Origin of the sequence: Sphingopyxis terrae subsp. terrae NBRC 15098 (assembly GCF_001598815.1) — a bacterium.
GTDB classification, from domain to species: Bacteria; Pseudomonadota; Alphaproteobacteria; order Sphingomonadales; family Sphingomonadaceae; genus Sphingopyxis; species Sphingopyxis terrae.
The window spans coordinates 88075-111138 of record NZ_BCZQ01000019.1; the positions used below are offsets into that span (position 1 = coordinate 88075).

At 66.2% G+C, this 23064-nt stretch carries 19 protein-coding genes; 10 read left to right on the top strand and 9 right to left on the bottom strand.

Annotation, left to right across the window (positions count from 1 at the left end):
- Positions 1 to 124: 124 nt before the first annotated feature.
- Positions 125 to 2059 carry an isoaspartyl peptidase/L-asparaginase gene (locus STE01S_RS12780; RefSeq protein ID WP_062768303.1) on the top strand — a complete coding sequence of 645 codons (1935 nt, stop codon included), beginning with the start codon at positions 125 to 127 and terminating at the stop codon, positions 2057 to 2059.
- The gene (locus tag STE01S_RS12785) at positions 2059 to 2505 is read left to right on the top strand and encodes an Lrp/AsnC family transcriptional regulator (RefSeq protein ID WP_040590524.1); all 447 of its coding nucleotides are present in this window, start codon (positions 2059 to 2061) and stop codon (positions 2503 to 2505) included. Before STE01S_RS12780 ends, STE01S_RS12785 begins: the two co-directional genes overlap by 1 nt.
- A gap of 29 nt (positions 2506 to 2534) precedes the next feature.
- Here STE01S_RS12785 and STE01S_RS12790 read toward each other — a convergent pair whose 3' ends face one another.
- Both STE01S_RS12790 and STE01S_RS12795 read right to left on the bottom strand, forming a co-directional pair.
- Positions 2535 to 4181 carry a sulfatase-like hydrolase/transferase gene (locus STE01S_RS12790; RefSeq protein WP_003049396.1) on the bottom strand — a complete coding sequence of 549 codons (1647 nt, stop codon included), beginning with the start codon at positions 4179 to 4181 and terminating at the stop codon, positions 2535 to 2537.
- A gap of 19 nt (positions 4182 to 4200) precedes the next feature.
- Positions 4201 to 4848: a hypothetical protein gene (locus STE01S_RS12795; RefSeq protein ID WP_058812550.1), complete on the bottom strand. Its 648-nt coding sequence runs from the start codon at positions 4846 to 4848 to the stop codon at positions 4201 to 4203.
- 122 nt (positions 4849 to 4970) lie between these two features.
- Between STE01S_RS12795 and STE01S_RS12800 the strand changes: the two genes are divergently transcribed.
- Positions 4971 to 5615, top strand: coding sequence for a TetR/AcrR family transcriptional regulator (locus STE01S_RS12800; protein ID WP_062768192.1), 645 nt, complete (start codon positions 4971 to 4973; stop codon positions 5613 to 5615).
- Positions 5612 to 6550 (top strand): formylglycine-generating enzyme family protein, encoded by a 939-nt coding sequence (locus STE01S_RS12805; RefSeq protein WP_062768195.1) that lies wholly within the window; start codon positions 5612 to 5614, stop codon positions 6548 to 6550. Before STE01S_RS12800 ends, STE01S_RS12805 begins: the two co-directional genes overlap by 4 nt.
- Here the strand turns inward: STE01S_RS12805 and STE01S_RS12810 are convergent.
- From STE01S_RS12810 to STE01S_RS12820, 3 genes are all read right to left on the bottom strand, one after another.
- Positions 6470 to 8302 (bottom strand): sulfatase-like hydrolase/transferase, encoded by a 1833-nt coding sequence (locus STE01S_RS12810; protein ID WP_003049385.1) that lies wholly within the window; start codon positions 8300 to 8302, stop codon positions 6470 to 6472. The genes STE01S_RS12805 and STE01S_RS12810 overlap by 81 nt on opposite strands.
- Positions 8299 to 9312 (bottom strand): glutathione S-transferase N-terminal domain-containing protein, encoded by a 1014-nt coding sequence (locus tag STE01S_RS12815; RefSeq protein ID WP_082813325.1) that lies wholly within the window; start codon positions 9310 to 9312, stop codon positions 8299 to 8301. Before STE01S_RS12815 ends, STE01S_RS12810 begins: the two co-directional genes overlap by 4 nt.
- Before the next feature lie 110 nt (positions 9313 to 9422).
- Positions 9423 to 10622 (bottom strand): hypothetical protein, encoded by a 1200-nt coding sequence (locus STE01S_RS12820; protein WP_062768198.1) that lies wholly within the window; start codon positions 10620 to 10622, stop codon positions 9423 to 9425.
- 244 nt (positions 10623 to 10866) lie between these two features.
- Here STE01S_RS12820 and STE01S_RS19725 point away from each other — a divergent pair, with 244 nt between their 5' ends.
- Positions 10867 to 12078, top strand: a complete 1212-nt coding sequence (locus STE01S_RS19725; RefSeq protein ID WP_162928278.1) for a DNA cytosine methyltransferase — start codon at positions 10867 to 10869, stop codon at positions 12076 to 12078.
- On the top strand, positions 12079 to 12990 hold the full coding sequence (locus STE01S_RS19730) for a XamI family restriction endonuclease (RefSeq protein ID WP_162928279.1): 912 nt from the start codon (positions 12079 to 12081) through the stop codon (positions 12988 to 12990). It abuts the gene before it with no gap.
- Positions 12991 to 13049: 59 nt separating this feature from the next.
- Here the strand turns inward: STE01S_RS19730 and STE01S_RS12835 are convergent, their stop codons facing one another.
- The gene (locus tag STE01S_RS12835) at positions 13050 to 13607 is read right to left on the bottom strand and encodes a pseudouridine synthase (protein WP_062768206.1); all 558 of its coding nucleotides are present in this window, start codon (positions 13605 to 13607) and stop codon (positions 13050 to 13052) included.
- Between the two features lie 192 nt (positions 13608 to 13799).
- Positions 13800 to 15632 carry a translational GTPase TypA gene (gene typA, locus STE01S_RS12840; protein ID WP_003050854.1) on the bottom strand — a complete coding sequence of 611 codons (1833 nt, stop codon included), beginning with the start codon at positions 15630 to 15632 and terminating at the stop codon, positions 13800 to 13802.
- 162 nt (positions 15633 to 15794) lie between these two features.
- Here typA and STE01S_RS12845 point away from each other — a divergent pair, with 162 nt between their 5' ends.
- Positions 15795 to 17513 (top strand): M61 family metallopeptidase, encoded by a 1719-nt coding sequence (locus tag STE01S_RS12845; protein WP_062768209.1) that lies wholly within the window; start codon positions 15795 to 15797, stop codon positions 17511 to 17513.
- Here STE01S_RS12845 and STE01S_RS12850 read toward each other — a convergent pair.
- Positions 17503 to 18162: a 5'-methylthioadenosine/S-adenosylhomocysteine nucleosidase family protein gene (locus tag STE01S_RS12850; protein ID WP_062768212.1), complete on the bottom strand. Its 660-nt coding sequence runs from the start codon at positions 18160 to 18162 to the stop codon at positions 17503 to 17505. The two genes, STE01S_RS12845 and STE01S_RS12850, sit on opposite strands and share 11 nt — an antisense overlap.
- Positions 18163 to 18266: 104 nt before the next feature.
- On the opposite strand from STE01S_RS12850, the gene STE01S_RS12855 reads away from it, so the two are divergent.
- The 3 genes from STE01S_RS12855 to STE01S_RS12865 all read left to right on the top strand — a co-directional run bounded on the left by STE01S_RS12855 (position 18267) and on the right by STE01S_RS12865 (position 21244).
- Positions 18267 to 19226 carry a bile acid:sodium symporter family protein gene (locus STE01S_RS12855; RefSeq protein ID WP_062768215.1) on the top strand — a complete coding sequence of 320 codons (960 nt, stop codon included), beginning with the start codon at positions 18267 to 18269 and terminating at the stop codon, positions 19224 to 19226.
- A gap of 73 nt (positions 19227 to 19299) precedes the next feature.
- Positions 19300 to 20511: a toxic anion resistance protein gene (locus STE01S_RS12860; RefSeq protein WP_003050867.1), complete on the top strand. Its 1212-nt coding sequence runs from the start codon at positions 19300 to 19302 to the stop codon at positions 20509 to 20511.
- A gap of 7 nt (positions 20512 to 20518) precedes the next feature.
- Positions 20519 to 21244, top strand: a complete 726-nt coding sequence (locus STE01S_RS12865; RefSeq protein ID WP_231737490.1) for a hypothetical protein — start codon at positions 20519 to 20521, stop codon at positions 21242 to 21244.
- A gap of 6 nt (positions 21245 to 21250) precedes the next feature.
- Here STE01S_RS12865 and STE01S_RS12870 read toward each other — a convergent pair whose 3' ends face one another.
- Positions 21251 to 22933 carry a sensor domain-containing diguanylate cyclase gene (locus tag STE01S_RS12870; RefSeq protein WP_255265953.1) on the bottom strand — a complete coding sequence of 561 codons (1683 nt, stop codon included), beginning with the start codon at positions 22931 to 22933 and terminating at the stop codon, positions 21251 to 21253.
- Positions 22934 to 23064: the final 131 nt, after the last annotated feature.

Genomic DNA, 23064 nt, shown 5'->3' on the forward strand with positions numbered 1-23064 from the left:
GCGCCCTATCAGCCAGAACGGACCGAAAATTTCAATCATTATGACGAAAACAGGAATCATATTGTCATTTTGCGTGTCGATTATGTAACATCCATCGATCAGAGTTGCCGAAGGAGATATGCCGATGCCGCCGATCAGACTGTTCAAACGGGTCGCCGTGCTGCTGTCCGCGCTCCTTCTCGCCGCACCGCTTGCGGCGGCGGCGAAGGATCAGCCCTACGAACATTATGTCTATGGCGCGCTCAACACGCCGACGCCGGGTCCGGTATTGGGCGGACTGCTGCTGATGGGTGGAGGCGACCGGAATATCGACGCGATGAAATGGTTCTTCGGCAAGGCCGGCAAGGGCCACATCGTCGTCCTCAGCGCGTCTTACGGCAAGGAAATCGGCGAGGAATTCTATCGCGACATCGGCGGCATCCAGTCGGTCGAAATCTTCGTCTTCCACGCGCGTTCGCAAGCGACCGACAAGAAGATCCTCGACCGGCTGCGCAAGGCCGACGGCATCTTCATCGCCGGCGGCGATCAGTCGCGTTACGTGCGCTTCTGGCGCGGCACGCCGGTCAACGAGATCATCGACGCGCATGTCGCGGCGGGCAAGCCGCTCGCCGGGACCAGCGCCGGCCTCGCGATGCAGGGCGAAAAACTCTATGGCGCGATGGACGACGGCAGCATCACGAGCCCCGAAGCGCTCGCCGATCCGCTCGGCCCGGCGAACACCATCGAAGGCGATTTCCTGCACCTGGCGCTGCTCAAGGGCATCGTCACCGATACGCATTTCAAGGAACGCGACCGGCTCGGCCGCCTTTTCGCCTTCGTCGCCAAAGCGCAGGTCGGACGCGCTGCCGACGCGCCCGCGATGATCGGGCTCGGCGTCGATGAAAGCGCCGCGCTCGCGGTCGAACCCGACGGGTCGGGGCGCATCTATGCGACCGCACCCGACGGCTATGCCTGGGTCGTCGACGGATCGGGGCTGCGCAACGTCAGCGACCGCAGGCCGCTCGATGCGCCGCGGGTCAAGGTGACGGGGGTCGGGCCGGGCTCGGTTGTTCACCTGCCCTCGGGCCGCGTCGATGCCCCCGTGTTCGTGCGCAACTACGCCGCGCGCGCGGGCGAACTGGTCGAGGTGCCGCGCTGGTCGCTCGCGATCCATGGCGGCGCCGGGGTCATCAAGCCCGGCTCGCTTACCCCCGACAAGGAAGCCGCCTATCGCGCCGGCCTCGACGCCGCGCTGCGTGCCGGATCGGCAGTGCTCGACAAGGGCGGCCCGGCGCTCGACGCGGTCGCGGCGGCGGTGCGCGTGCTCGAGGACAATCCGCTGTTCAACGCTGGCCGCGGCGCCGTGTTCACCGCCGAGGGCACCAACGAGCTCGATTCCGCGATCATGGACGGCGCCACGCTCAAGGCCGGTGCCGTCGCGGGCGTCACGCGCACCCGTCACCCGATCGACCTCGCCCGCGCGGTGATGGACAAGAGCCCGCACGTCCTGTTGGCGCGCGACGGCGCCGACCGCTTCTCGGTCGAACAGGGGCTCGAACAGGTCGATCCCGCCTGGTTCCGGACCGATCAGCGGTGGCAGCAGTTGCTCGCCTGGCGCAAGAAGCATCAGGCCGCGCTCGACCCGACGCATCTGTTCGGCACCGTCGGCGCGGTTGCGATCGATGCCGACGGCAATCTCGCCGCCGCAACCTCGACCGGCGGCATGACCGGCAAGCGCTGGGGCCGCATCGGCGATTCGCCGATCATCGGCGCGGGCACCTATGCCAGCAACGGCCGATGCGCGGTTTCGGCGACGGGATCGGGCGAATATTTCATCCGCGAAAGCGCGGCGCGGCAGGTCTGCGACCGCGTCGCGTGGAAGGGCGAAAGCCTGAACGACGCGGCGCAGGCGACCATCGCGGCGGTCGGTGCGATCGGCGGCGACGGCGGCCTGATCGCGATGGGCCCCGACGGCCGCCCGGTCTTTGCGCTCAACGACCTTGGCATGTATCGTGGCCGGATGACGGCCGGGGCGGAACCACAGACGGCGATCTTCGCTGACGAGGCATGGGCGGACTGATGGCGCCGATGACCGTCAGTCTCGACGAGATCGACGATCGCCTGCTCACCCTGCTGCGCGACGATGCGCGCCAGACCATCGCACAGCTTGCGAAGGAACTCGGCATCTCGCGCGGCCAGGTCTATTCGCGGCTCGCGCGGCTGGAAGAGGATAATATCGTCGCGGGCTATACGGTGCGGCTGGGGCAAGCCTTTGCCGCCGGCCGCGTCCGCGCCCATATGATGATCAAGACGCTGCCGCGCTATCATCGCGAGGTCGAGGCCGCCCTCGCCGGCTTCACCCAGGTTCAGGCGATCCACGCGATCAGCGGCGAATATGACATTATCGCGATGCTGGAGGCGGAGGACAGCGCCCTGCTCAACGAGCTGATCGACGAGATCGGCCTGCTCGACGGGGTCGAACGCACGACGACGTCGGTCATATTGGTGACCAAGATCGAACGCTGACCCCTTCCCTCCGGTCGGGGCCGGACGGTTCAGTTGGTCCAGTAGATATAGTCCTGCCCGTCCTTCCACGGCGCGTTGAGCGGCACGTCGATCCGCACCGGCCCCTCGATCAGCCCCGGCCAGATCGGCTTGGCCATCCCCTTGTTCTGCGCCTCGATCATCGCGCGAAGCTGCGCGACGCGCTGCGGCTCCTGCGCCGACACGTCATGCTGTTCGGTCGGATCGACGGCGAGATTATAGAGGCGAACCTTTTCGGGCCGCTTCGTCACCTGCAATTTCCAGTCGCCAGCGCGCACGACGCGATAATCGCCCGAACGCCAGTACATCGCCTGGCGATGCGCCGGCCCGGCCAGGATATTCTGGCTGTCGACGATGCGATCGGTCGGCACCTTCGCCCCCGCCGCGGCGGCGATCGTCGAATAGATGTCGATATGCCCGGTCACGTCGGCACGGGCAGACCCCGGCGCGATATGGCCCGGCCAGCGCATGAAGAAGGGGGTGCGGATGCCGCCCTCGAAAAAGGTCGCCTTCCATCCCCGATAGGGCGCATTGAGGTGCGGGATGCCATTGTACCAGGCCCCGCCATTGTCGCTGGTGAAGATGACGAGCGTATTGTCGTCGATCCCCGCCTGCTTGAGCTTCGCCATGACATCGCCGATGCGGCGGTCGAGCTGCGCGATCATCGCTCCGTAAACGCGCGTCTTGTGGTCCTTGATCTGCGGCAGCCGGTCATATTCCTCGCGCGTTGCCTGCAACGGCGTGTGCGGCGCATTGAACGCCAGATACATGAAGAAGGGCCGGTTCTTGTTCGCGTCGATCGCCTTTTCGGCTTCGGCGGCGAAATAGTCGGTCATATGCCCCTGGGGATGAAAGCGCTTGCCGCCGTTGAAAGTTACGGCATGGCGCAGATTCGCCCAGATGAAACGGTCGATCGGATCCCACGGCAGCTTGGCGTTGACCGTATCGGGATCGTCGTCGGGCAGGAATTTCGCGCCCCCCGCCAGAATCGCGAGGCTTTCGTCGAAACCCTGCGCATTGGGCTGCAAGCGCGGCGCTTCGCCCAGATGCCATTTGCCGATGTGGATGGTGTGATATCCCGCCGCCTTCACCGCCTCGGCGATGGTGATCTCGCTCGGCGGGACGCCCATGTCGGGATAGTCGGGGATATCGTCGGTGATCAGTTCCTTGTGGAATACGGCCTTCAGCGGACCAAGGCCGCCGCCATGCGCCAGATTCTCGGCAAAGGCGGTCGGCACCGCGGTAAATTCGAAACCGAAGCGCGTCGGATAGCGGCCGGTCATCATCGCCGCGCGCGACGGCGAACAGGTGGCGTTCGCGGCATAGGCAGTGGTGAAGTTCAGCCCCTGACGTGCCAGCGCGTCGATGTTGGGCGTCTTGACGATCCCGCCTGCAACGCCGCCGCCGTTCAGGCTGATATCGTTCCAGCCCAGATCGTCGGCGACGATCAGGATGATGTTGGGCGGACGCTTGGTCCCCGGCGCGGTGACGGGGGCCGCACCCGGCCCCTGCTGCCAGACTACGGCGTGGTTCGGCTGCACCGGGTCGCGCCAGTCCTGGATCATCCCGGGCAGACGATATTTATTCTCCTGAAAGCCCCAATAGCCGCCCGCGCCGATCAGCGCGACGACGCCCAATGCAATCCAGCGTTTCTTCATCGGTCCCCTCCGGCCCCCTCTAAGCCCATGTCAAAAGCGCGATATGCGCAAGCGCCGCAGCGAGTGCGAGCCCCAGCCCCACTGTGACCCGCGGGCTGGCATAAAAGGCGATCTGTCGCTGCGTCGGGAAAGAGAAGGTCGTCTCGATCCCCAGCGTCTTGTTCGGATGCACGGCGCGAAAGGCCGGATCGGCCGCCATGCGGATCAGGTCGCGGCGGCTGCGGTATCGCATCGTGCCGACCAGCGACCAGCCGGGGTCGGCGGGTGTGTTCCACGCGTCGATATAGCCGCCGACCTTGGCGCCGACATAGAGCGGATGCCCGCCGCGCGCGATCAGCCCGCGCACGAAGGGGTCCGAATAGCGGCGCAGCCATTCGCTGCCCGCGCGCGTTTCGCCGCTGGCGGGATCGGTGATCTGGCCGGGCCGCGTGCGGACAAGATTGACCATGACGAATTCGCGCCCGTCGTCGTCCTCCAGAAAGGCGCGCAGGCGGGCGCTGTCGTTGCCCGTTTCCTCCATGCGATCGCCCAGCGTGCCCAGAAAAGCGTCGATCTCGGCGCGCGTCAGCGGGCGGCGGAACCCGTCGTAGAACAGCAGGAAGGCGAGCCAGAGCAGCAACGCGCCCGCCCAAATCGCGCCGACAAGAAAAGCCTGCTCCCCCATCATCCCCCCGACTCTTCGGTTGCCCCGAAACTATTGGCACTATATGTGTCATTATATCGGGCGCGGCGCAAGATGCTTCGAAGCGGGCATTGACCACGGCGCCAAGCTGCGCCAGCGGGGAGGACATGACGACAACGGCGAAAGCGGAGGGCGAGGCAAAGGCGAATCCGGCAAGCGTGACGCCCCGGATCGATGGTCGGCGCGAACGCAGCCGGTCGAGCCACAAGCGCATCGTCAAGGCGATGATGGAACTGATCGCCGGCGGCGACCTGATGCCCAGCGCGGCGCGCGTCGCCGACGAAGCCGGGATCGGCATTCGTACCGTCTTCCGCCATTTCGACGATATGGATTCGCTCTATAGCGAGATTTCGGCGACGATCGCCGAACGGGTGATGCCGATCGTCACCGCCCCCTATCTCGACAAGGACTGGCGTGCGAACATGCGCGACCTCGCCCGCCGCCGCGTCCGCGTGTTCGAGGCGATGCTGCCGTTCCGGCTCGCCGCCAATATCAAACGCTACCAGTCGCCCTTTCTGATGGCCGAATATGGCCGCGTCATCACGGTCGAGCGCGAACTGGTGATGCGCCTGCTGCCCGCGCCTGTCCTTGCGAACAAGGTGGCGGCGGAGGCGCTATGTGCCACCCTCTCCTTCCAGAACTGGCGCGCGCTGCGGCACGACCAGGGCCTGCCGGCCGAAGAAGCGGGGACCGTCACCGCGCATATGGTCGAAGCCCTGCTTGCCGCGCTTCCGCAAGGCGGCGATCGGTGAAGCGCAGCGCAGCGCTGATCGCTTTCGCCGCACTGGGCGCCCTGGCCGCATGCGGCGCCAAAAAGACCGAACAGCATGCCGAGGCGCGGACCCCGACCTGCCCGCCGATGCCGGCGCGCGACTATGTCTGGATACCCGGCGCGACCTTCACCATGGGCGCCGACGCGACGCTGCCCGAAGAGGCACCGGCGCGCGAGGTTTCGGTCAAGGGCTTCTGGATGGCGACGCATGAGGTGACGAACGCCGAATTCGCCGAATTCGTGAAGGCGACCGGCTACAAGACGCTTGCCGAGAAAGACCCGCCGAAACTGCCCGGCGCGCCGCCCGACATGCTGATCCCCGGTTCGGCGGTGTTTACCGCGCCGACCGACGGCAATCCCAACTGGTGGCGCTGGGTCGTCGGGGCCGAATGGCGGCATCCCGAAGGGCCGAAGACCGGCATCGCCGGCCGCGACCGCGATCCGGTGGTCCAGGTCGGTTACGACGACGCGCTCGCCTATGCGCGCTGGAAGGGCAAGGCGCTGCCCGACGAGGCGCAATGGGAGCTTGCCGCCGCAACCGGCGGCGCGCGGCGCGATGTCCCTGTCGATGCAAACGGCAAGCCGACCGCCAACTATTATCAGGGCGTCTTCCCGGTCCGCGACCTCGGCACCGACGGCTTCAAGAGCCGCGCGCCCGTCGCCTGCTTCCCCGCCGACAAGCACGGCGTCCACGACCTGATCGGCAATGTCTGGGAATGGACGGCAAGCGCGACCGACCCCGACCGCAATGTTATCAAGGGCGGCAGCTTTCTGTGCGCGGCAAATTATTGCGCGCGCTATCGCGCCGCCGCCCGCCAGTTTCAGGAACGCTCGCTAGGTACCGATCATGTCGGCATTCGCCTGATCGACACGGCGCGCCCGCCGCCGCCGGACGAAAAGCCACACGAGGGCTGACAGCGCGACGATCGCCCCGCCGAGAATCAGTCCGGCCTGAATCGCCCGCTTGCGGCCCTGTTGCCGCCACGCATAAAGGTTGATCTGTTCGTCGGCGGTGTAGCCCGCCGGCATTTCGAGCACCTGGTTGGTCTTGGCGAACGCCGCATAATCGGCCTTCATCGCCGCAAAACGATCGGGCATCGCGGCGGCCAGATCGTGCGTTTCGCCGGGATCGCCGGCGATGTCGAACAGCCGCCATTGACCATCGCCCGTCGGCGGCAGATTGCGCACCAGCTTGTAATCGCCCCGGAACAGCGCGGCATTGCCCGACAGTTCATACCCGATCGGCGCGTCGCCATGAACGCTGCCTGCGCCGCCCGCCAGCATCGGCACCAGACTGCGCCCCGCGATCGGCTCGACCGTCCGCCCGCCCCAGCTGCCGCCGTGACCCGGCACGCCGGCGAGGTCGGTCAGCGTCGGGACGATGTCGGTGACATGCGCGAGCCCGTTCGAGATCGCGCCCGCGCGCACCTGCGGATGGCCGGGCCAGGCGATGATCAGCGGGACGCGCAGCCCGCCCTCGGTCGCGCTGAACTTGTATCCCGACAGCGGCGCCGCCGCGGCGCTCGCCCAGCCGGGGCCGATGGCGCTGAAGCTGTGGCGGCGGCCGATGTTGCCGATCGAGGTGTCATACTCCATCCCCAGGAACAGCCGGTTGCGCAGCCGGTTATAGGGGTTGGTCGGTTCGGGGCCATTGTCCGACAGAAAGACGAAGATCGTATTGTCGTAATCGCCCGTCGCCTTCAGATGCGCGACAAGGCGCCCGATCTCGCGGTCGGCGGCGGTCGCCATCCCGGCATAGGCCTGCATGACGCGGATCGCCGCCTTGCGTTCGTCGCCGTCCAGCTTTTGCCAGTCGGGCGTCGTCGCCATCGTCACCATCGGCGCGCCCGCGGGCATGATGCCGAGCGCCGCGGCGCGCTTGGCCCGTGCGGCGCGCAGTGCGGTCCAGCCTTCGCGGTACATCGCCTGATAGCGCGCGATATCGCTGTCGGGCGCCTGCACCGGAATATGGTTGGCAAGGAAATTGACCGACGCGAAAAACGGCTTTCCGCTCGCGCGGTCGGCGTCGATATAATCGATCATCTTCTGGACGACGAAGCGCGACGAATAATAATCCTTGGGCAGCACCCCCGGCTTGCCATTGTCGGTCCAGTTCGCCTTGTCATACAGGCCCTTGATCGGCTCCTGATCGAAATTGTCGGCGCCCGCATCGGCCAGGCTGAAGGCGCGATCATAGCCGCGCGCTTCGGGAAGCCGCGTCGGATCGCTGCCCAGATGCCATTTGCCGGTCAGATAGGTGCGATAGCCCGCCGCCTTCAGCATTTCCGCGATCGTGACGACGCTGTGGTTCATCACCGTGTCGTACCCCGGCTTGCCACGGTGCGCGTCGGGGATCGTCTCGGGCATATTGCCCAGCCCGGCGCGGTGGTTCATCACCCCCGTCTGCAGCATCGCGCGCGTCGGCGAGCAGGACCCCGACACATGGAAATTGGAAAAGCGCATCCCGGCGTGGGCCAGCGCGTCGATGTTCGGCGTCGCGAATTCGGCCCCGAAGGCGCCGACATCCGAAAAGCCCCAGTCGTCGGCCAGCAGGATGACGATATTGGGGTGGCGCGGCGATGCGGGCGCGGTCGGCGCCGCGGTCTGCGCGGCCAGCGGCGCCGCGACCAGCGCGGCGGCGACCCCGGCGGCGAGCGCGCGCCTCATGCCGACACCAGCGCGGGCAGGCAGCCCGTCCGCTCGAGCAGCGGATCGACCACGCCGCGCGCCGCGTCGTTCAGCGCCGCGTAGCGCATGCGCAGGTCGGCAAGGCATTTCGCCTGATATTTGAACACCCCCTGGTCATAGCCATGCCCCATCGCCTCGAAACGCATCATCGCCTCGCCCCTTTCCAGTGCCGCCGCATTCGCCCGCAAGAAGGGCAGATAGACCGCGCCCGCCACCGCCAGCAGCGCCTCGACCACGGGCGACAGCGGCGCATCGGCCGCGTCCCATTCGCCGTCGATCCCCGACATGTCGTCGATGTGCGAAAGCCAGCGATAGGCAAAGGGATAGTCGGCGCGCATCATCGCCTGTGCCGTCGGATCGACGCCGAGCTGCGACAATTGGCCGAACAGGCCGAACTCGGCGAGCGACGGCCGCGTGCCGAACAGGCAGTGCCGGTCCTGGACATGCGTCTCCAGCGCCGCGAGCACCGCGCGGGTCGACGCTTCGATCAGCGGGAAGTTCGCGGGCGTGCAGCCGACGATCGCCATGCGCCCGACCTGCCGCTCGCGAAAGCTCGCCGCAAAGCGCTCGCGCTGTTCCGCCCCGCCGCCCTTGAACGCGTCGAAGGCCAGCCAGCGGCTCATCTGCAGCTGGTCGACCTCGGCCAGCCAGCGATAGCCGAACATCGCCTTGGTCAGCCATTCGTCGGCGAAATCCTCGATCAGATGCGCCAGAAAGGCGCGCGCGGGATCGGGCGGCACCACCGACCGGCTGCCCGGATGGCGATCCTCGAGCAGATAGAGGAGCGGGGTCGAATCATTGTGCCAGCTATCGTCGGGAAAGCGCACTACCGGGATCACCGGCGCGCGGACATGCGCCAGCGCCCCGCCCTGCGTCGCGGCGCCATGCACCCAGATATGCGGCAGGCGGCGATAGCGCATCGCCGCGCGAATCTTCATCGAATAGGGCGAACCCAGCGCGCCATGCACCTCATAAGGCCGTTCGTTCACCCGTCCCTCCCATGTTTTGGCATATGCTATGCCAATATATCGGCGAGCGCAATGGGCGGCGTCCCCTCCCGCCGCACGGACGGATCAGCGGGCGCGGCGAGCGCGGCCCCTCATTCGCGCGCCGCCGCCTCCGCCGCCCGCGCTTCGCGGGCCTTGCGCGCCTTGCGCCACGACGGGCGCGTCTTTACCGCGGCCACCCCGTCCGCCGCCTGCGCCGGCACCGCGCCGGTCAGCGGCACCGCGGGCGTCAGCGGCACCGCCGGCGTCGGCCGCCCCGCCGCCTCCTCGGCCTCGATCCACGCCAGATAGGCTTCGGGGATCGTATCGCCCGCCGCGACCCAGTCGGCCTCACCGGCAAAGCGCTGCGCCGGTTCGCCATCGACCGGCGGCCCGTCGAACATCTGCATCGGCCCGTGATAGGGCGCGTCATGGTCGCGCAGCGACACCATCGCGGTGCCCGGATCGTCCAGCTGCGCCGCGATCGCATCGGCCCCGCCCGCGTCGGCGGCGGCGATCAGCGCGCGCTGCCGCTCGGCCAGCGCGAGCAGCGCCGCGTCGATCTCGGCCTGCGCCTGCGCGTCGAGCGCCACCCCGTCGAACCCCTCGATCAGCGCCGCGGCGTCATCCTGAGCCGCGACCCCATCCCCGTTCGTCCCGAGCGAAGTCGAGGGACCGTGGATCACCGTCCGCACCGTCGTCGTCGAAGCCTCGGCCAACGCGCCCGCGGCGTCCCCGACCTCTGCTCGTCCTGAGGAGCCGCGCAGCGGCGTCTCGAAGGACCCGGCCACCGCTCCCGCGACGCCCCCGACCTCCGCTCGTCCTGAGGAGCCGCGCAGCGGCGTCTCGAAGGACCCGGCCCCCGCGCTCGCCCGCGTCGAAAAATAGTTGATCACCGTCCGCTTGCCGCCCGCATCCTGCCCATAGTGCCGCAGGCAGAACATCAGCAGCGCGTCATTATGCTTGCGCCGAAACCCCATCAGCTTGCCCGCGACAAAGACGGGCACCAGATAGCCGTCGATCGCGCGTTCGAACGCGATATCCTTCAGCCGCGCGACCCCGAAATCGAGCGCCGCCTCCCACGCCCGCCGAAAGCTCTCCGCGCCGGGCGCGCGCCGCAGTGTATAGCAATTCGCCTGCGCCATATTGACCATGGCGGCGGCACGGCTGACCGACCCGGTATCGGCGAGCGCCGCGATAAACGCCCGCTGCCGCTCGGGCGTCCACCCGTCGTGCCGGTACTTGCGCGGCACCGGCGTAAAGTCGGGAAGCGGCGGCCGCGCCTCCTTCGCGATTGGGGTGCGGTTCTGCATGATGCGTCCTCCTGTTAGCCAAACCGGACAGGATATGACGCGGCGGAGAAATGTAGGAAAGAGGTTTGTTTATGATTTGTTCTATGTATTATTTGGACCGAATTCCTCGTTCACGCCCTATGGTTTGCAGGCCGCAGGAATAGAACAAAAAGAAAACAAAATGGACCAAACGGACCTTGATCCGGTGACATTGATGCCTTAGGCTCCTTGTTGTAAGGGCATGGCCAGTGGCCAAGGAACGATAATGCGTAGATTTATCTCGATATTTTCTGGAGCGGGCGGGCTCGATCTCGGATTGGAACAGGCAGGCTGGGAATGTCTGTTTGCGACAGACCACGATACGGCGGCAATTGCCACGCTGGAACATAATCGAGGCTATGCGCTTGGGCAGGGACGCAAGGCGCTGGCGGACACCATCATCAGGCAAGCCGACGTCTGCAATCTGCGTGGCGAGAAGATATTATCTGAGTTAGGAATTCAGAAAGGCGATGTTCCTTTGCTCGCAGGTGGTCCGCCCTGTCAGTCGTGGAGCAGTGGAGGCCTGCAAAAAGGCTTCTCAGATCCGCGCGGGCGGTTGGTAGATGAATATTTGAGGTTGGCCAAAGAGATTGATGCGCGCTGGTTGCTATTTGAAAATGTTCGCGGACTGCTAACTGCTCGGGGACAGGATGGGACACCCGGCAGCGCGCTTGCTTATGTTCGTGCGAGTCTTCACGATCGCGGATGGCTGTCTAAGGTCGCTCTACTCAACGCCGCCGACTACGGAATCCCGCAGCGCCGTGTGCGTCTTATTTTGATCGGGTATCGCTCTGGCGATGAGCCCAGCTTCCCCAGTCCGACGCATTCCAATGCGCCGAGTGGCAACGAACGCCCTTGGCTCACGCTGGGCGAATGCCTCGCGCGTTTGTCGCCACTTTCCGAAGATGAAATCATCCGACCCACTGGAAAGATGGCCCTTGAGCTTGCAAACTTGCCAGCGGGTACCGGCGCAAAAAGCCAAGGCAAAAAGGAAGCTACTCGCCCCGGTGGTCATTGGGGATATAAGCAGGGCGCCTTCATCGCCGACACGCTAAAGCCTGCTCGTACCGTCACAGCCAGCTCTCAACAGGATTGGATACGGGACCCAGCGTTAGGCTTACGGAGGCTAACTCCAAGGGAGTGCGCCGCAATCCAAACTTTTCCGAGTGAGTGGGCGATGGTCGGCAATCGGCAGGCGCAATACCGTTTAATTGGGAATGCCGTACCTCCAGAGTTGGGACGGGCATTAGGTTTGGCTTTGGCAGAGGCCTTTAGCCGGCAACCTGAACGCGTCTCCTTCGCTTGCAATGCTGCTTTGGCTCCGCTTCCTCCTGAGCTTCAGTCGGCGATCGCTTACACGATTAGAGAGGATAACCGGAATGGCCCCTCCCGGCGAGCCACAGGGAAGCGCAACGCCGATGTTGCGGCAGCCTATTAAGTGGTCAACGCTAAACTGCGGGACTATCACCGCGAGCAAGCAGCCCGCGCAAAACAGATCTACGTTGAAGGTCTCACTTCAGCGCAGGCTGGGCAAGATTGGCGAAATGCCCATGTCGCTGCTCGTCGGCAGGTGATTGCAGCTCTAAGGGCGACTGACTGTTTCCGGGATATTCCAACGGGGTTGATCGAAAGTGGCCGTCACTTAACGGTCCTCCGGCACCTCATGGCTCCACCCATCAGCCAAGATCAGTTTGCTTTGTTGTGTACGGACTATCCGAAGCGCGCGGAAGTTACAGGCAAAGGCATCAGTGCGACGGCGGCAGCAGCGGTAACCGCCGCGTTCCTCGCAGGACGGGATCGAGCGTTAACTCATTGGCTAGACGGTAGCTACGAGCCGCGGCCTACCCAAATTAGAAACCTGCTGCGGGGAGTAACACCCCTGTTGAGCGTACAGAACACGGCCACGGTGCGGCGTGGCCGAATGTCCATGGAACAAGAAGCAGCCATCGTTACACTCTTAAGCGCTCGCGGGTGGGGACAACAGTCCAGTGGACTCATCTCGCAGTTGACAGACGTGAAGCCGCTTCATTTCCTGCACAAGGCCAAGTTTGCAACCAAAACGCGTCCTCAAGAAGTCGATATCGCGTGCGGCCTTACAGGCACCGTGGTGTTAGCTATGGAATGCAAGGTTACCAACGACGAAACGAACTCGGTAAAACGCATCAACGACGTCCTCAAGAAGGCGGCTGCTTGGCAGGATCATTGGGGCTCCTTCGTTCGAACCGCCGCTCTCTTGCAGGGCGTGATTGCATTCAAGGACGTTGAACGCCTCTTGGAGGGTCAAGTTGAGGTGTTCTGGTCGCACGACCTGATTGCCTTCGAAGCTTGGCTTACCAAAGAGGGCTGTTAGGCCAAGCGGCCAGATCGCCCCCATGGCAAAGCCACTTCTATGGTTTGATGGCTAAATTCTTACCCAACCTCCCGCCACTCTCCCAACCCCAAATCCCCAATCTCCCACCCCCCGATCCGCCATCGCACGAGCCGCAGCGTCGGAAACCCGACCGCCGCCGTCATCCGTCGCACCTGGCGGTTGCGGCCTTCGGTGATCGTCAGTTCGATCCATGAATCGGGCACGCTCTTGCGGTACCGTACGGGCGGGTCGCGGTCCCAGAGCATCGGCGGGTCGATGCGGCGGACGGTCGCGGGGCGCGTCGGGCCGTCGTTCAGCGTGACGCCGCGGGCGAGTGCCGCCAGCGCGGCGTCATCGGGCACGCCCTCGACCTGCGCGAGATAGGTTTTGGGCATCTTGTGCTTCGGCGACGAAATCCGCGCCTGCAACGCGCCGTCGTCGGTCAGGATCAACAGGCCCTCGCTGTCGCGATCGAGCCGCCCGGCGGGATAGACGCCGGGGACGTCGATATAGTCGGACAAGGTCGCGCGCGGGCCGTCCGCAGGCGCGGTCATTCCCTTGTCGGTGAACTGCGACAGCACGCCCCAGGGTTTGTTGAACAGGATCAGGCGGGTCACGGGGTGTCCTCGGCTACCGGGAAACTCACCTGTAACCGTTCGTGTCGAGCGAAGTCGAGACACCCATCGTTCGCGCGTGCCTTCGGGGTGTCTCGACTTCGCTCGACACGAACGGGAAAATGAGGCGCGAACGGGAAAGAGCGAACGCCAAAAACAAAACCGGCGGCCTTTGTCGGGCCGCCGGTCTGTCTCTTAAGCCGCTTCTTTTTTCCGCGACGCCTTCTTCCGCTCGTGCGGGTCGAGGATCGCCTTGCGGATGCGGATGTTCGCGGGGGTCACTTCGACCATTTCGTCATCGTCGATATAGGCGATCGCCTGTTCCAGCGTCATGCGGCGCGGTGGGGTCAGGCGGATCGCGTCGTCCTTGCCCGTCGAACGGAAGTTCGTGAGCTGCTTCGACTTCATCGGGTTGACCTCAAGGTCGTCGGGCTTCGCATTCTCGCCGATGATCATCCCTTCATAGAGCGCCTCGCCGGGCGAGACGAACAGGATGCCCCGCTCTTCGAGGGGGCCGAGCGCATAGGCGACGGCTTCGCCCGCGCCATTCGAGATGAGGACGCCATTCTTGCGGCCCTCGATCGCGCCCTTGTACGGGCCATATTTCTCGAACAGGCGGTTCATGATCCCGGTGCCGCGCGTGTCGGACAGGAATTCGCCGTGATAGCCGATCAGGCCGCGCGACGGGCCGCTGAAGCTGATGCGCGTCTTGCCACCGCCCGACGGGCGCATGTCGGTCAGCTCGGCCTTGCGGATCTGCATCTTCTCGACAACCGTGCCGCTATGCTCGTCGTCGACGTCGATGACGACGGTTTCATAGGGTTCGGTGCGCTGGCCGTTCTCGTCGGTCTGGTACAGCACCTTCGGGCGGCTGATCCCGAGTTCGAAGCCTTCGCGGCGCATCGTTTCGATGAGCACGCCGAGCTGAAGCTCGCCGCGGCCCGCGACTTCGAAGCTGTCCTTGTCGGCGCTTTCGGTGATGCGGATCGCGACATTGGTTTCGGCTTCGCGGTACAGGCGGTCGCGGATCATGCGGCTCGTCACCTTGCTGCCTTCGCGGCCCGCCATCGGGCTGTCGTTGACGGCGAAGCGCATCGACAGCGTCGGCGGGTCGATCGGCTGTGCGGCGATCGGCTCGCTGACGCTCGTGTCGGCGATCGTGTTCGCGACGGTCGCGTTGGTCAGGCCCGCGATCGCGACGATGTCGCCCGCGCGCGCTTCCTCGACCGGCACGCGGTCGAGCCCGCGGAACGCCAGCAGCTTCGACGCGCGGCCGGTTTCGATGACCTTGCCGTCCATGTCGAGCGCGTGGATCGGCTGGTTGACCTTGACCGTGCCCGACTGGACGCGGCCAGTCAGGATGCGGCCGATGAAATTATCGCGGTCGAGCAGCGTCGCGAGGAAGGTGAAGGGCGCCTCTTCGTCCAAGCCGGGCGTCGGAACATGCGACACGATCGTCTTGAACAGCGGCTCCAGCGTGCCTTCGCGCGCGTCGGGGCTTTCGGAGGCATAGCCGCCGCGGCCCGAGGCATAAAGGATCGGGAAATCAAGCTGTTCGTCATTGGCGTCGAGCGTCAGGAACAGTTCGAACACCTCGTCGAGCACTTCGGCGGCGCGCGCGTCGCTGCGGTCGATCTTGTTGACGACGACGATCGGCTTGAGGCCGAGCGCCAGCGCCTTGCCGGTCACGAACTTGGTCTGCGGCATCGGGCCTTCGGCCGCATCGACGAGCAGGATGACGCCGTCGACCATCGACAGGATCCGCTCGACCTCGCCGCCGAAGTCGGCGTGGCCCGGCGTGTCGACGATGTTGATGCGCGTCGCATCGGCGCCTTCGCCCCACTCGACCGAGGTGCACTTGGCGAGAATCGTGATCCCGCGTTCCTTTTCCAAGTCATTGGAATCCATAGCTCTTTCCTCGACACGCTGGTTGTCGCGGAAAGTGCCCGACTGGCGGAAAAGCTGGTCGACGAGGGTCGTCTTGCCATGGTCGACGTGTGCGATAATCGCAATATTGCGCAAAGACATGCGGTAGGAACCTTGATGGAAGGGGGCAGCGCCCGGAGCGCCGCTAAACGCCGCGCCCCTAACAGAAGCGGTGCTGCGGCGCAACAAGAGAGGCGCGGGCGTCCGATTTGACACTGTATTGTTCGGGCGATACACCTTGGGCGTTCAGCTCAAGGAATATCGATGCGTCTCTCCCTCGCCCGCCGCCTTATCATCGCCGCCATTTCCGCCAGCCTCGCCGCAGCAGCACCGTCGGGCGCGGCCGAGCCCGATGCGGGCCTCGCGCTCACCTATCAGCCGGTCGTCGCAGCCGACGGCCGTTTCCGCGCGATCGACGTGACGCTGCGCTTTCGCGGCGCCGCGAGCGGCGTCACCATCATCGACCTGCCGAACGAATGGGGCGGCTTCGACAAGCTGTATACCTATCTGGGCGACATGCGCGCCGAAGGCGCGATGCTGGCCCCGTCGGCCGACCCCGCCAAGATCGCGTTGCGCCACGCGCCCGGCGCCCCGATCGTCCTGCGCTACCGGGTGCGTGGCGCCGACCGGCCCGAGCAATTGCAGGACGGCGAAGTCGTCAACGACTATCGCCCGCTCATCCAGCCGACATGGTTCCACCTGATCGGCGACGCCGTGGTGGCGCGGCCAGAGCATCTGGATGGCGATACCCCGGCAAGCTTTTCGGTCCGCGGGATGCCGGCCGGGACGCGCTTTGCGTCCGACCTCGAACATCCGGGGCTGACGCTCGACGGCCTGACCGAAAGCATCGCCGTCGGCGGCGATTTCCGCCTGATCGATGCGGGCCATGGCGCACGGCTCGCGGTGCGCGGTAGCTTTGCGACGCGCGACGACGCCGGCTGGACGCAAAGCTTCCGCCGCGTCGCGGCAGCCATGTCCGATTATTGGGGCAGCGACGCCGGGCGCTATCTCGTCACCATCATCCCCTTCGCGCCGCCGGGACCCGGCGCAACCTCGATCGGCGGCACCGGACGCGGCGATGCCTTCGCCTTTTTTGCGACGACCAACGCGCCGCCTGAAATGCTCGACCGGCTGATGGCGCATGAAATGGCGCATAGCTGGGTCAATGTGCGGATCGGCGGCTTTTCCGAAACAGTCCCCGAAGCCGAGCAATTCTGGCTGTCGGAAGGTTTTACCGATTTCACCTCATGGCGGGCGCTGGTCCGCGCCGCGGTGTGGACGCCCGAACAATATTTTGCGCAGTTCAACGACGCGCTGCGCGAATATGATGCCTCGCCCCTGCGTGCGGCTCCCAACAAGGAGGCCGCGGGGCTATTCTGGACCGACGAAAAGGCACAGCGGCTCGCCTATCTGCGCGGGATGCTCTTCGCGCACTGGGCCGACGACCGGCTGCGGCGCGCACCGGGCGGGTCGTCGATGCGCGACCTGCTGCTGGCAATGCAGGCGGCTGCTCCGGCAGCCCGCAGCGATGCCGTCACCCTGTTCGGAGCCGAGGCGCAGCGCCGCGACGCGGCGATCGGCGAAGGCATCGCCCGCTTCATCGATCGCGGCGAACCGATTGTACTGCCCGCCGACATGCTCGCCGCCTGCGGCACGCTGCGCCGATTCGAACGACCGGTGTTCGATCGCGGCTTCGATGTCGACGCGACGCTCGCGCACGACCACATTATCGCCGGCGTCGCCCAGGACGGCCCGGCATGGCAGGCCGGGATGCGCGACGGCATGACGCTGATCGGTCGCAGCGGCGGCGAGATCGGCAACAGCCAGAGCGAGATCGCCTATGATGTCGACGATGGCGGCACGAAGCGCACGCTGCGCTATATGCCGCAGGGGCGAGCCCGCGAAACGGTGCGCGAATTCGCGCTCGGTGACCTTTCGCCGCCCGCCGCGCGGCAGGCCTGCATCGGTGTGCTCAGCCGCTGACCCGCGCGACCAGACGCTCGATCGCCGCCCCCGCGATGCGCGCCGCGCGGACGAGATTGGTATGGAAGTCGCCCGCGCTGTCGCCGTTGGCGTCGTCGGTCACCGCCTTGACTGCGGCCCAGGGCTTGCCGAGCCGCATCGCCGCCTGCGCCACCGCGCCGACCTCCATATCGACCAGCGTCGCGCCCAGATCGCGCACCAGTCCGGCCGCGGCGTCGGGGCAGGCGACGAAGCTGTCGCCGCTCGCGATGCGCGCATGCGGCAAGTTCAGGCCGGGGTCGGGCATCGCGGCGAAATGCGCCTCGCCCGCTTCGCCGATCGGCCATTCGCCGGCTCGATAGCGGCGGAACAGACCGGGCTGGACCGCGCCATAATCGTGCTGCACCGCCTCGGCGATCCAGTAGGCACCCGGTCCGGGGCCGAGCGAGCCGCAGGTGCCGCTCATCACCAGCAGATCGGCCGCGCCGCCAAGCATCCCGGCGCATAGCGCCGCGTTGACCTTGCCAAGACCGCAGATCGCAATCGTCACGCCATGCCCATGCACCGACAGGGACCGGGGAGCGAACGCTCCCGCTTCGACCGTGCCTTGGCCGGGAAAGACGGCATCGGCCTCTTCGGGCAGCGCGGCGAGGATCAGGATGCGGGCCATGCGCGCTCCATAATCCTCTTTCGCACCATGTCGAGCGAAGTCGCCGCCGCGACCGGCGCGCGCGGACTTGCCAAGGCGCCGCCTTCCGGCCATCGCTCCGCTCCATGCTCGCGCGCCTGTTCCCCGACCGCTTCGTTCCCGTCCTCCTTGCCGCCATCGTCGTCGCGAGCCTGCTGCCGGTGCGCGGAAGCGCGGTGCCGGTCGCGCAAGGGATTTCGACCGCGGCGATCGTGCTGCTCTTCTTCCTCAACGGCGTCCGCCTGCCGCGGCACGAGGTGCTGCACGGCATCCGCAACTGGAAATTGCAGGGCGGCGCCTTCGCCTTCTGTTTCGGCGCGATGGCGCTGGCCGGGCTCGGCGCGCAGGCGTTGACGGCGCCGCTGCTGCCGCCGACGCTGGCGCTCGGCTTCCTCTTTCTCGGCATATTGCCATCGACCGTACAGTCGGCGACCGCCGCCAGTTCGATGGCGGGCGGCAATGTCGCCGCGAGCGTCGTCGCGGCGGCGCTGCTCAATCTGGCCGGAGTGTTTCTGTCGCCGCTCCTCTTTGCCGCGCTCGCGGGCAAGGCGGGGGCGATCCACGGCGCCGCGGCGCTGCGCATCGTTGCGATCCTGCTGCTTCCCTTTCTGGCCGGACAAGCGGCGCAGCGCTGGCTTCGCCCGCTGGTGCTCCGGCACCGCGGTCTCGCGACGCTGATGGATCGCACCGCGATTGCGACCGCGGTGTATGTCGCCTTTTCGGCGGCCGTGGTCGGCGGCATCTGGACGCAGCTCGACGGGCGCGAGATCGCGATCGTGCTCGGCGTCGATGCGCTGCTGCTCGGTAGCGCCTTCGGCGGTACCTGGCTGCTCGGCGGGCTGCTCGCGCTCCGCCGCCCCGACCGGATCACCCTGTTGTTCTCGGGCGCCCAAAAGAGTCTTGCCGTCGGCGCGCCGCTCGCCGCCACGCTCTTTCCCTCGGCGATTGCCGGCATGGTGCTGCTGCCGATCCTCATCTATCATATGGCGCAACTGATCCTCTCGGCATGGATCGCGCCGGCGCTGGCGCGCCGCCAAGGGGTGTAGTGCTTGAATAACACAGGTCCGCATGCCATATAGGCAGGCGGCCCGTTATCGACTTGGGGCTGGAAGGATTGTTATGAGCGAAGAGACCGCGACGGCGACCGCAACCGACGAACTGAAGCTGACGCCGCCCGAACCCGTTCCTGCCGTCGCGCCCGAAAAGGCCGCCGGCCTCGTCCCGCTCTCGACCGAGCAGAAATCGAAGCTCGAGGAACGCGTCGACAGCTTCATCGACGATCTGGTGGCGCAGGACGAAAATTCGCCCGAGTTCGGCAAGCGCATCGATCAGATCACCAATATGGGGCGCAAGGAAATGCTGGAGGCGGCGAATCATTCGAACCGCTTCCTCGACCGCCCGATCAAGGCGATGGACCGCGATACCGACATCGGCCAGAATCTGATCGAACTTCGCACTACGGTCGAACGGCTCGATCCCTCGGCGAACGGCAAGCTGCTGACCAAACGCGGCTTTCTGGACAAGATCCTGGGCAGCAAGATCAACAATTATTTCGCGCAATATCGCAGCGCGCAGACCCACATCGGCGGCATCCTGACCGCGCTTGCCAACGGCAAGGACGAGCTGTTGATGGACAATGCCGCCATCGATGTCGAGCGCCGCAAGATGTGGGAATCGATGGGCAAGCTCGAACAGATGATCCACATCGCGGGCACGCTCGACCAGCGGCTCGAGGCGAAAGCGGCCGAACTCGACGGCAGCGATCCCGCCAAGGCGAAGGTCATCCGCGAAAATGCCCTGTTCTATGCCCGGCAGCGCACGCAGGATCTGCTGACCCAGATGGCGGTGACGGTGCAGGGCTATCTTGCGCTCGATCTCGTCAAAAAGAATAATGTCGAGCTGGTGAAGGGCGTCGACCGCGCTTCGACCACCACCGTCGGCGCGCTCAAGACCGCGATCACCGTCGCGCAGGCGATGACCAACCAGAAGCTGGTGCTCGAACAGATTACCGCGCTCAACACGACGACCGCCAACATCATCGACGGCACGTCGAAGATGCTGAAGGACAATACGGCGCGCATCCATGAACAGGCGGCGTCGAGCACGATCCCGATGGAAACGCTCAGCCGCGCCTTCCAGAATATCTACGACACGATGGACGCGATCGATACCTTCAAGCTCAAGGCGCTCGACACGATGAAGACGACCGTGACCTCGCTCGAGGGCGAGGTCGCCAAGTCGAAGGGCTATATCGCGCGCGCCGAAGGCGCGAGCCAGGCGCAGGCAAGCGTCGGCGGCGCCGACAGCCCGCTGGCGGCGATCGAGGGCTAGGATGAGCATGAGCGAGGTCGACAAGATCAGCGCGCTCGGCAACGCCGCGATCGAACGCTCGCGCGAACGGCGGCGACCGATCGGCACCAAGAGCGTCGCGCTGCGCCGCCAGCATCTCTACAAGAAGCTCGGCCGTGTCCTTGTTGCGGGCGGGATCGTGCTGATCGGCGCGGCGCTGTTCGGCGCGCTCATCAAGCCGCTCGGCTTCACGGGCCTGCTCGCGCTCATGGTGCTGCTGATCGGCGTCGCGGTGCTGTTCGGCAAATGGCCGCCCTTTCCCGAACCGCGCCAGGCCGATCTCCCCAAGGCCGACCTCAAGCAGCTCGCCGGCCGCACCGAAATCTGGCTCGAGGCGCAGCGTCCGGCGCTTCCCGCCCCGGCGCGCCAGCTCGTCGACGGGATCGGCGTCCAGCTCGACCTGCTCGCCCCGCAGCTCCAGACGCTCGACGCCGCGACACCGGCGGCCGCGAATATCCGCAAGCTGGTCGGCGAGGATCTGCCCGAACTCGTCGCGGGCTATCAGCGGATCCCCGCGGGGCTGCGCGGCGAAGCGCATGCGGGACGTACGCCCGACGAAACGCTGCTCGGCGGGCTCAAGATGCTCGAACGCGAAATCGGCGACGCGGCGCGCAGCCTGGCGGCGGGCGAGATCGACAAGCTGGCGACGCGCGAACGCTATCTCCAGCTCAAATATCAGGGTCTCGAAGCCGACGACACGCCCGGCGCGGCCTGATCCGCCTCAGGCGGGATAGGCTATGCCGCGATCGCCGGCATCGGGCGCGCCGTCGCCGCGCGGCGGCACACGCTGGACATTGATCCGGTTCCGGCCGGCGCGTTTCGCGTCATAGAGCGCCTCGTCGGCGATCCGGTAGAGATATTGAAAGTCGGGGGCCGGCCGCACTTCGGCAACGCCGACGCTGGCGGTCACCGGCCGGTCGCCCATCGTGTCGCTGTGATCGCACAGCGCGATTTCGCGGCGGATGCTCTCGGCAAAGCGATCGAGCATGATGCCCTCCATCCCGATGGTCAGCAGGCCGAACTCCTCGCCGCCCAGGCGCGCGACGCTGCACATCGTCCCTTCCCACCGCGCGATGCGTTCGGCGATGCGGCAGAGGACGGCATCGCCCGCTTCGTGGCCGTAAATATCGTTGATCGACTTGAAGCGGTCGACATCGACAAGCAACAGCGCCGCGGGCAGCGCCCCCTCGCGCGCCTGATCGAGCAGCGGGGTAACGGCATCGACGAAGCCCCGCCGGTTGAGCAATCCGGTAAGCGGGTCGCGGCGCGCAAGCTCGTTCGCCTGCGCCTCGGCCGCCAGCGCATCGTCGCGCTCGACACGCAGATGCGCGAGCCGCCGCGTCGATGCCGCCGACAGCCATAGCGCCTGCCAGGTTGCGGCGACCAGCACCGCCAGTTTCGACCCGCCGCCCCAGAATCCGTCCTCGACATCGACCAGATGAATGATCGCGAGCGTCGCCATCGGCAGGCACCAGGCGAGCGCGAAATCGCGTGCCTCGACCGATCCCTTGCGCCAGCTCCAGCCGATGCACAGCGCAACCGCGACCAGATCGACGATGACCGCGATGCCCAGCAGATTGCCGAGCATCTGCAGATTGCCGGTGCGAAGCAACGCCAGCGGCACGCCAGCGACAGCGATCGCCAGCCCCAGCGCGAGGGTTCCCCGGCGCAAAGCGTGGGGAAGATGCCGGGCGTCGATCGCGGTCACCGCGCTGGCGGTCGCGACGCCGATGGCAAGGCAGGCAAGCAAGGTCGATGCCTGCGCCGACACCGTCCCCGCCATGGCGGGAAAGATCACCAGATGAATCTGCGACCATAAGGCGCCCCAGACGATCATCACGCCCGACCATGCCGCCTGCCACAGCAGATATTGGCGGCGCACCGCGACCGCGAGCGACAGGCTGTAGATGCCGCTGACGAGCAGCAGGGTGAGCGAGGCGCCGACGAGCGCCGCCATCCCCGCCGCCTGCAGGCTCGCATTTTCCTTGGGGATGAGGCGCGCGCGCAGCAGGCTGTGGTCGGCGAGGCGGTCGAAGCGCATGGTCACCGCGGTCAGCGGCGCGACGCGGGCCGGGGTCTCGAACAATATCTGGCCGCCGACGCGCCAGTGCGCGCCATAATCGCCGCGGCGCACCCTCTGCCAGCGCGTCTGGCCGTCGGCATAGGTGAACCCCACCGCAAGCCGGTCGAAGCGCGAGAAATGCACCATCAGTGCGGCGCCGTTGCGATCCTCGGAACGATTGCCGACATCGGCCCGCAACCACAGGCTGCCGTCGCGATACCCCGTCGGCTCGCCGCTGCACGAAAAGCGCAGCGCGGACAGCGCGTCGTCGGGTGCGGCCAGCGGTCCGACCGAGTGGCAGAGCGGCGCATTGATGTGCAGCGGCGTTGCCGCAGCGGGCACGGCCCAAAGCGCGGCAGCAAGCCACAGCAAAACAAGCGTCCAAGACGCCCGTCTCCGTCCGCGATGTTCCTGCGCCCCGATCATGCGATTCCCTTTAGCCCCCAATATCTTGGGAAAGCGTAACCGCCCAG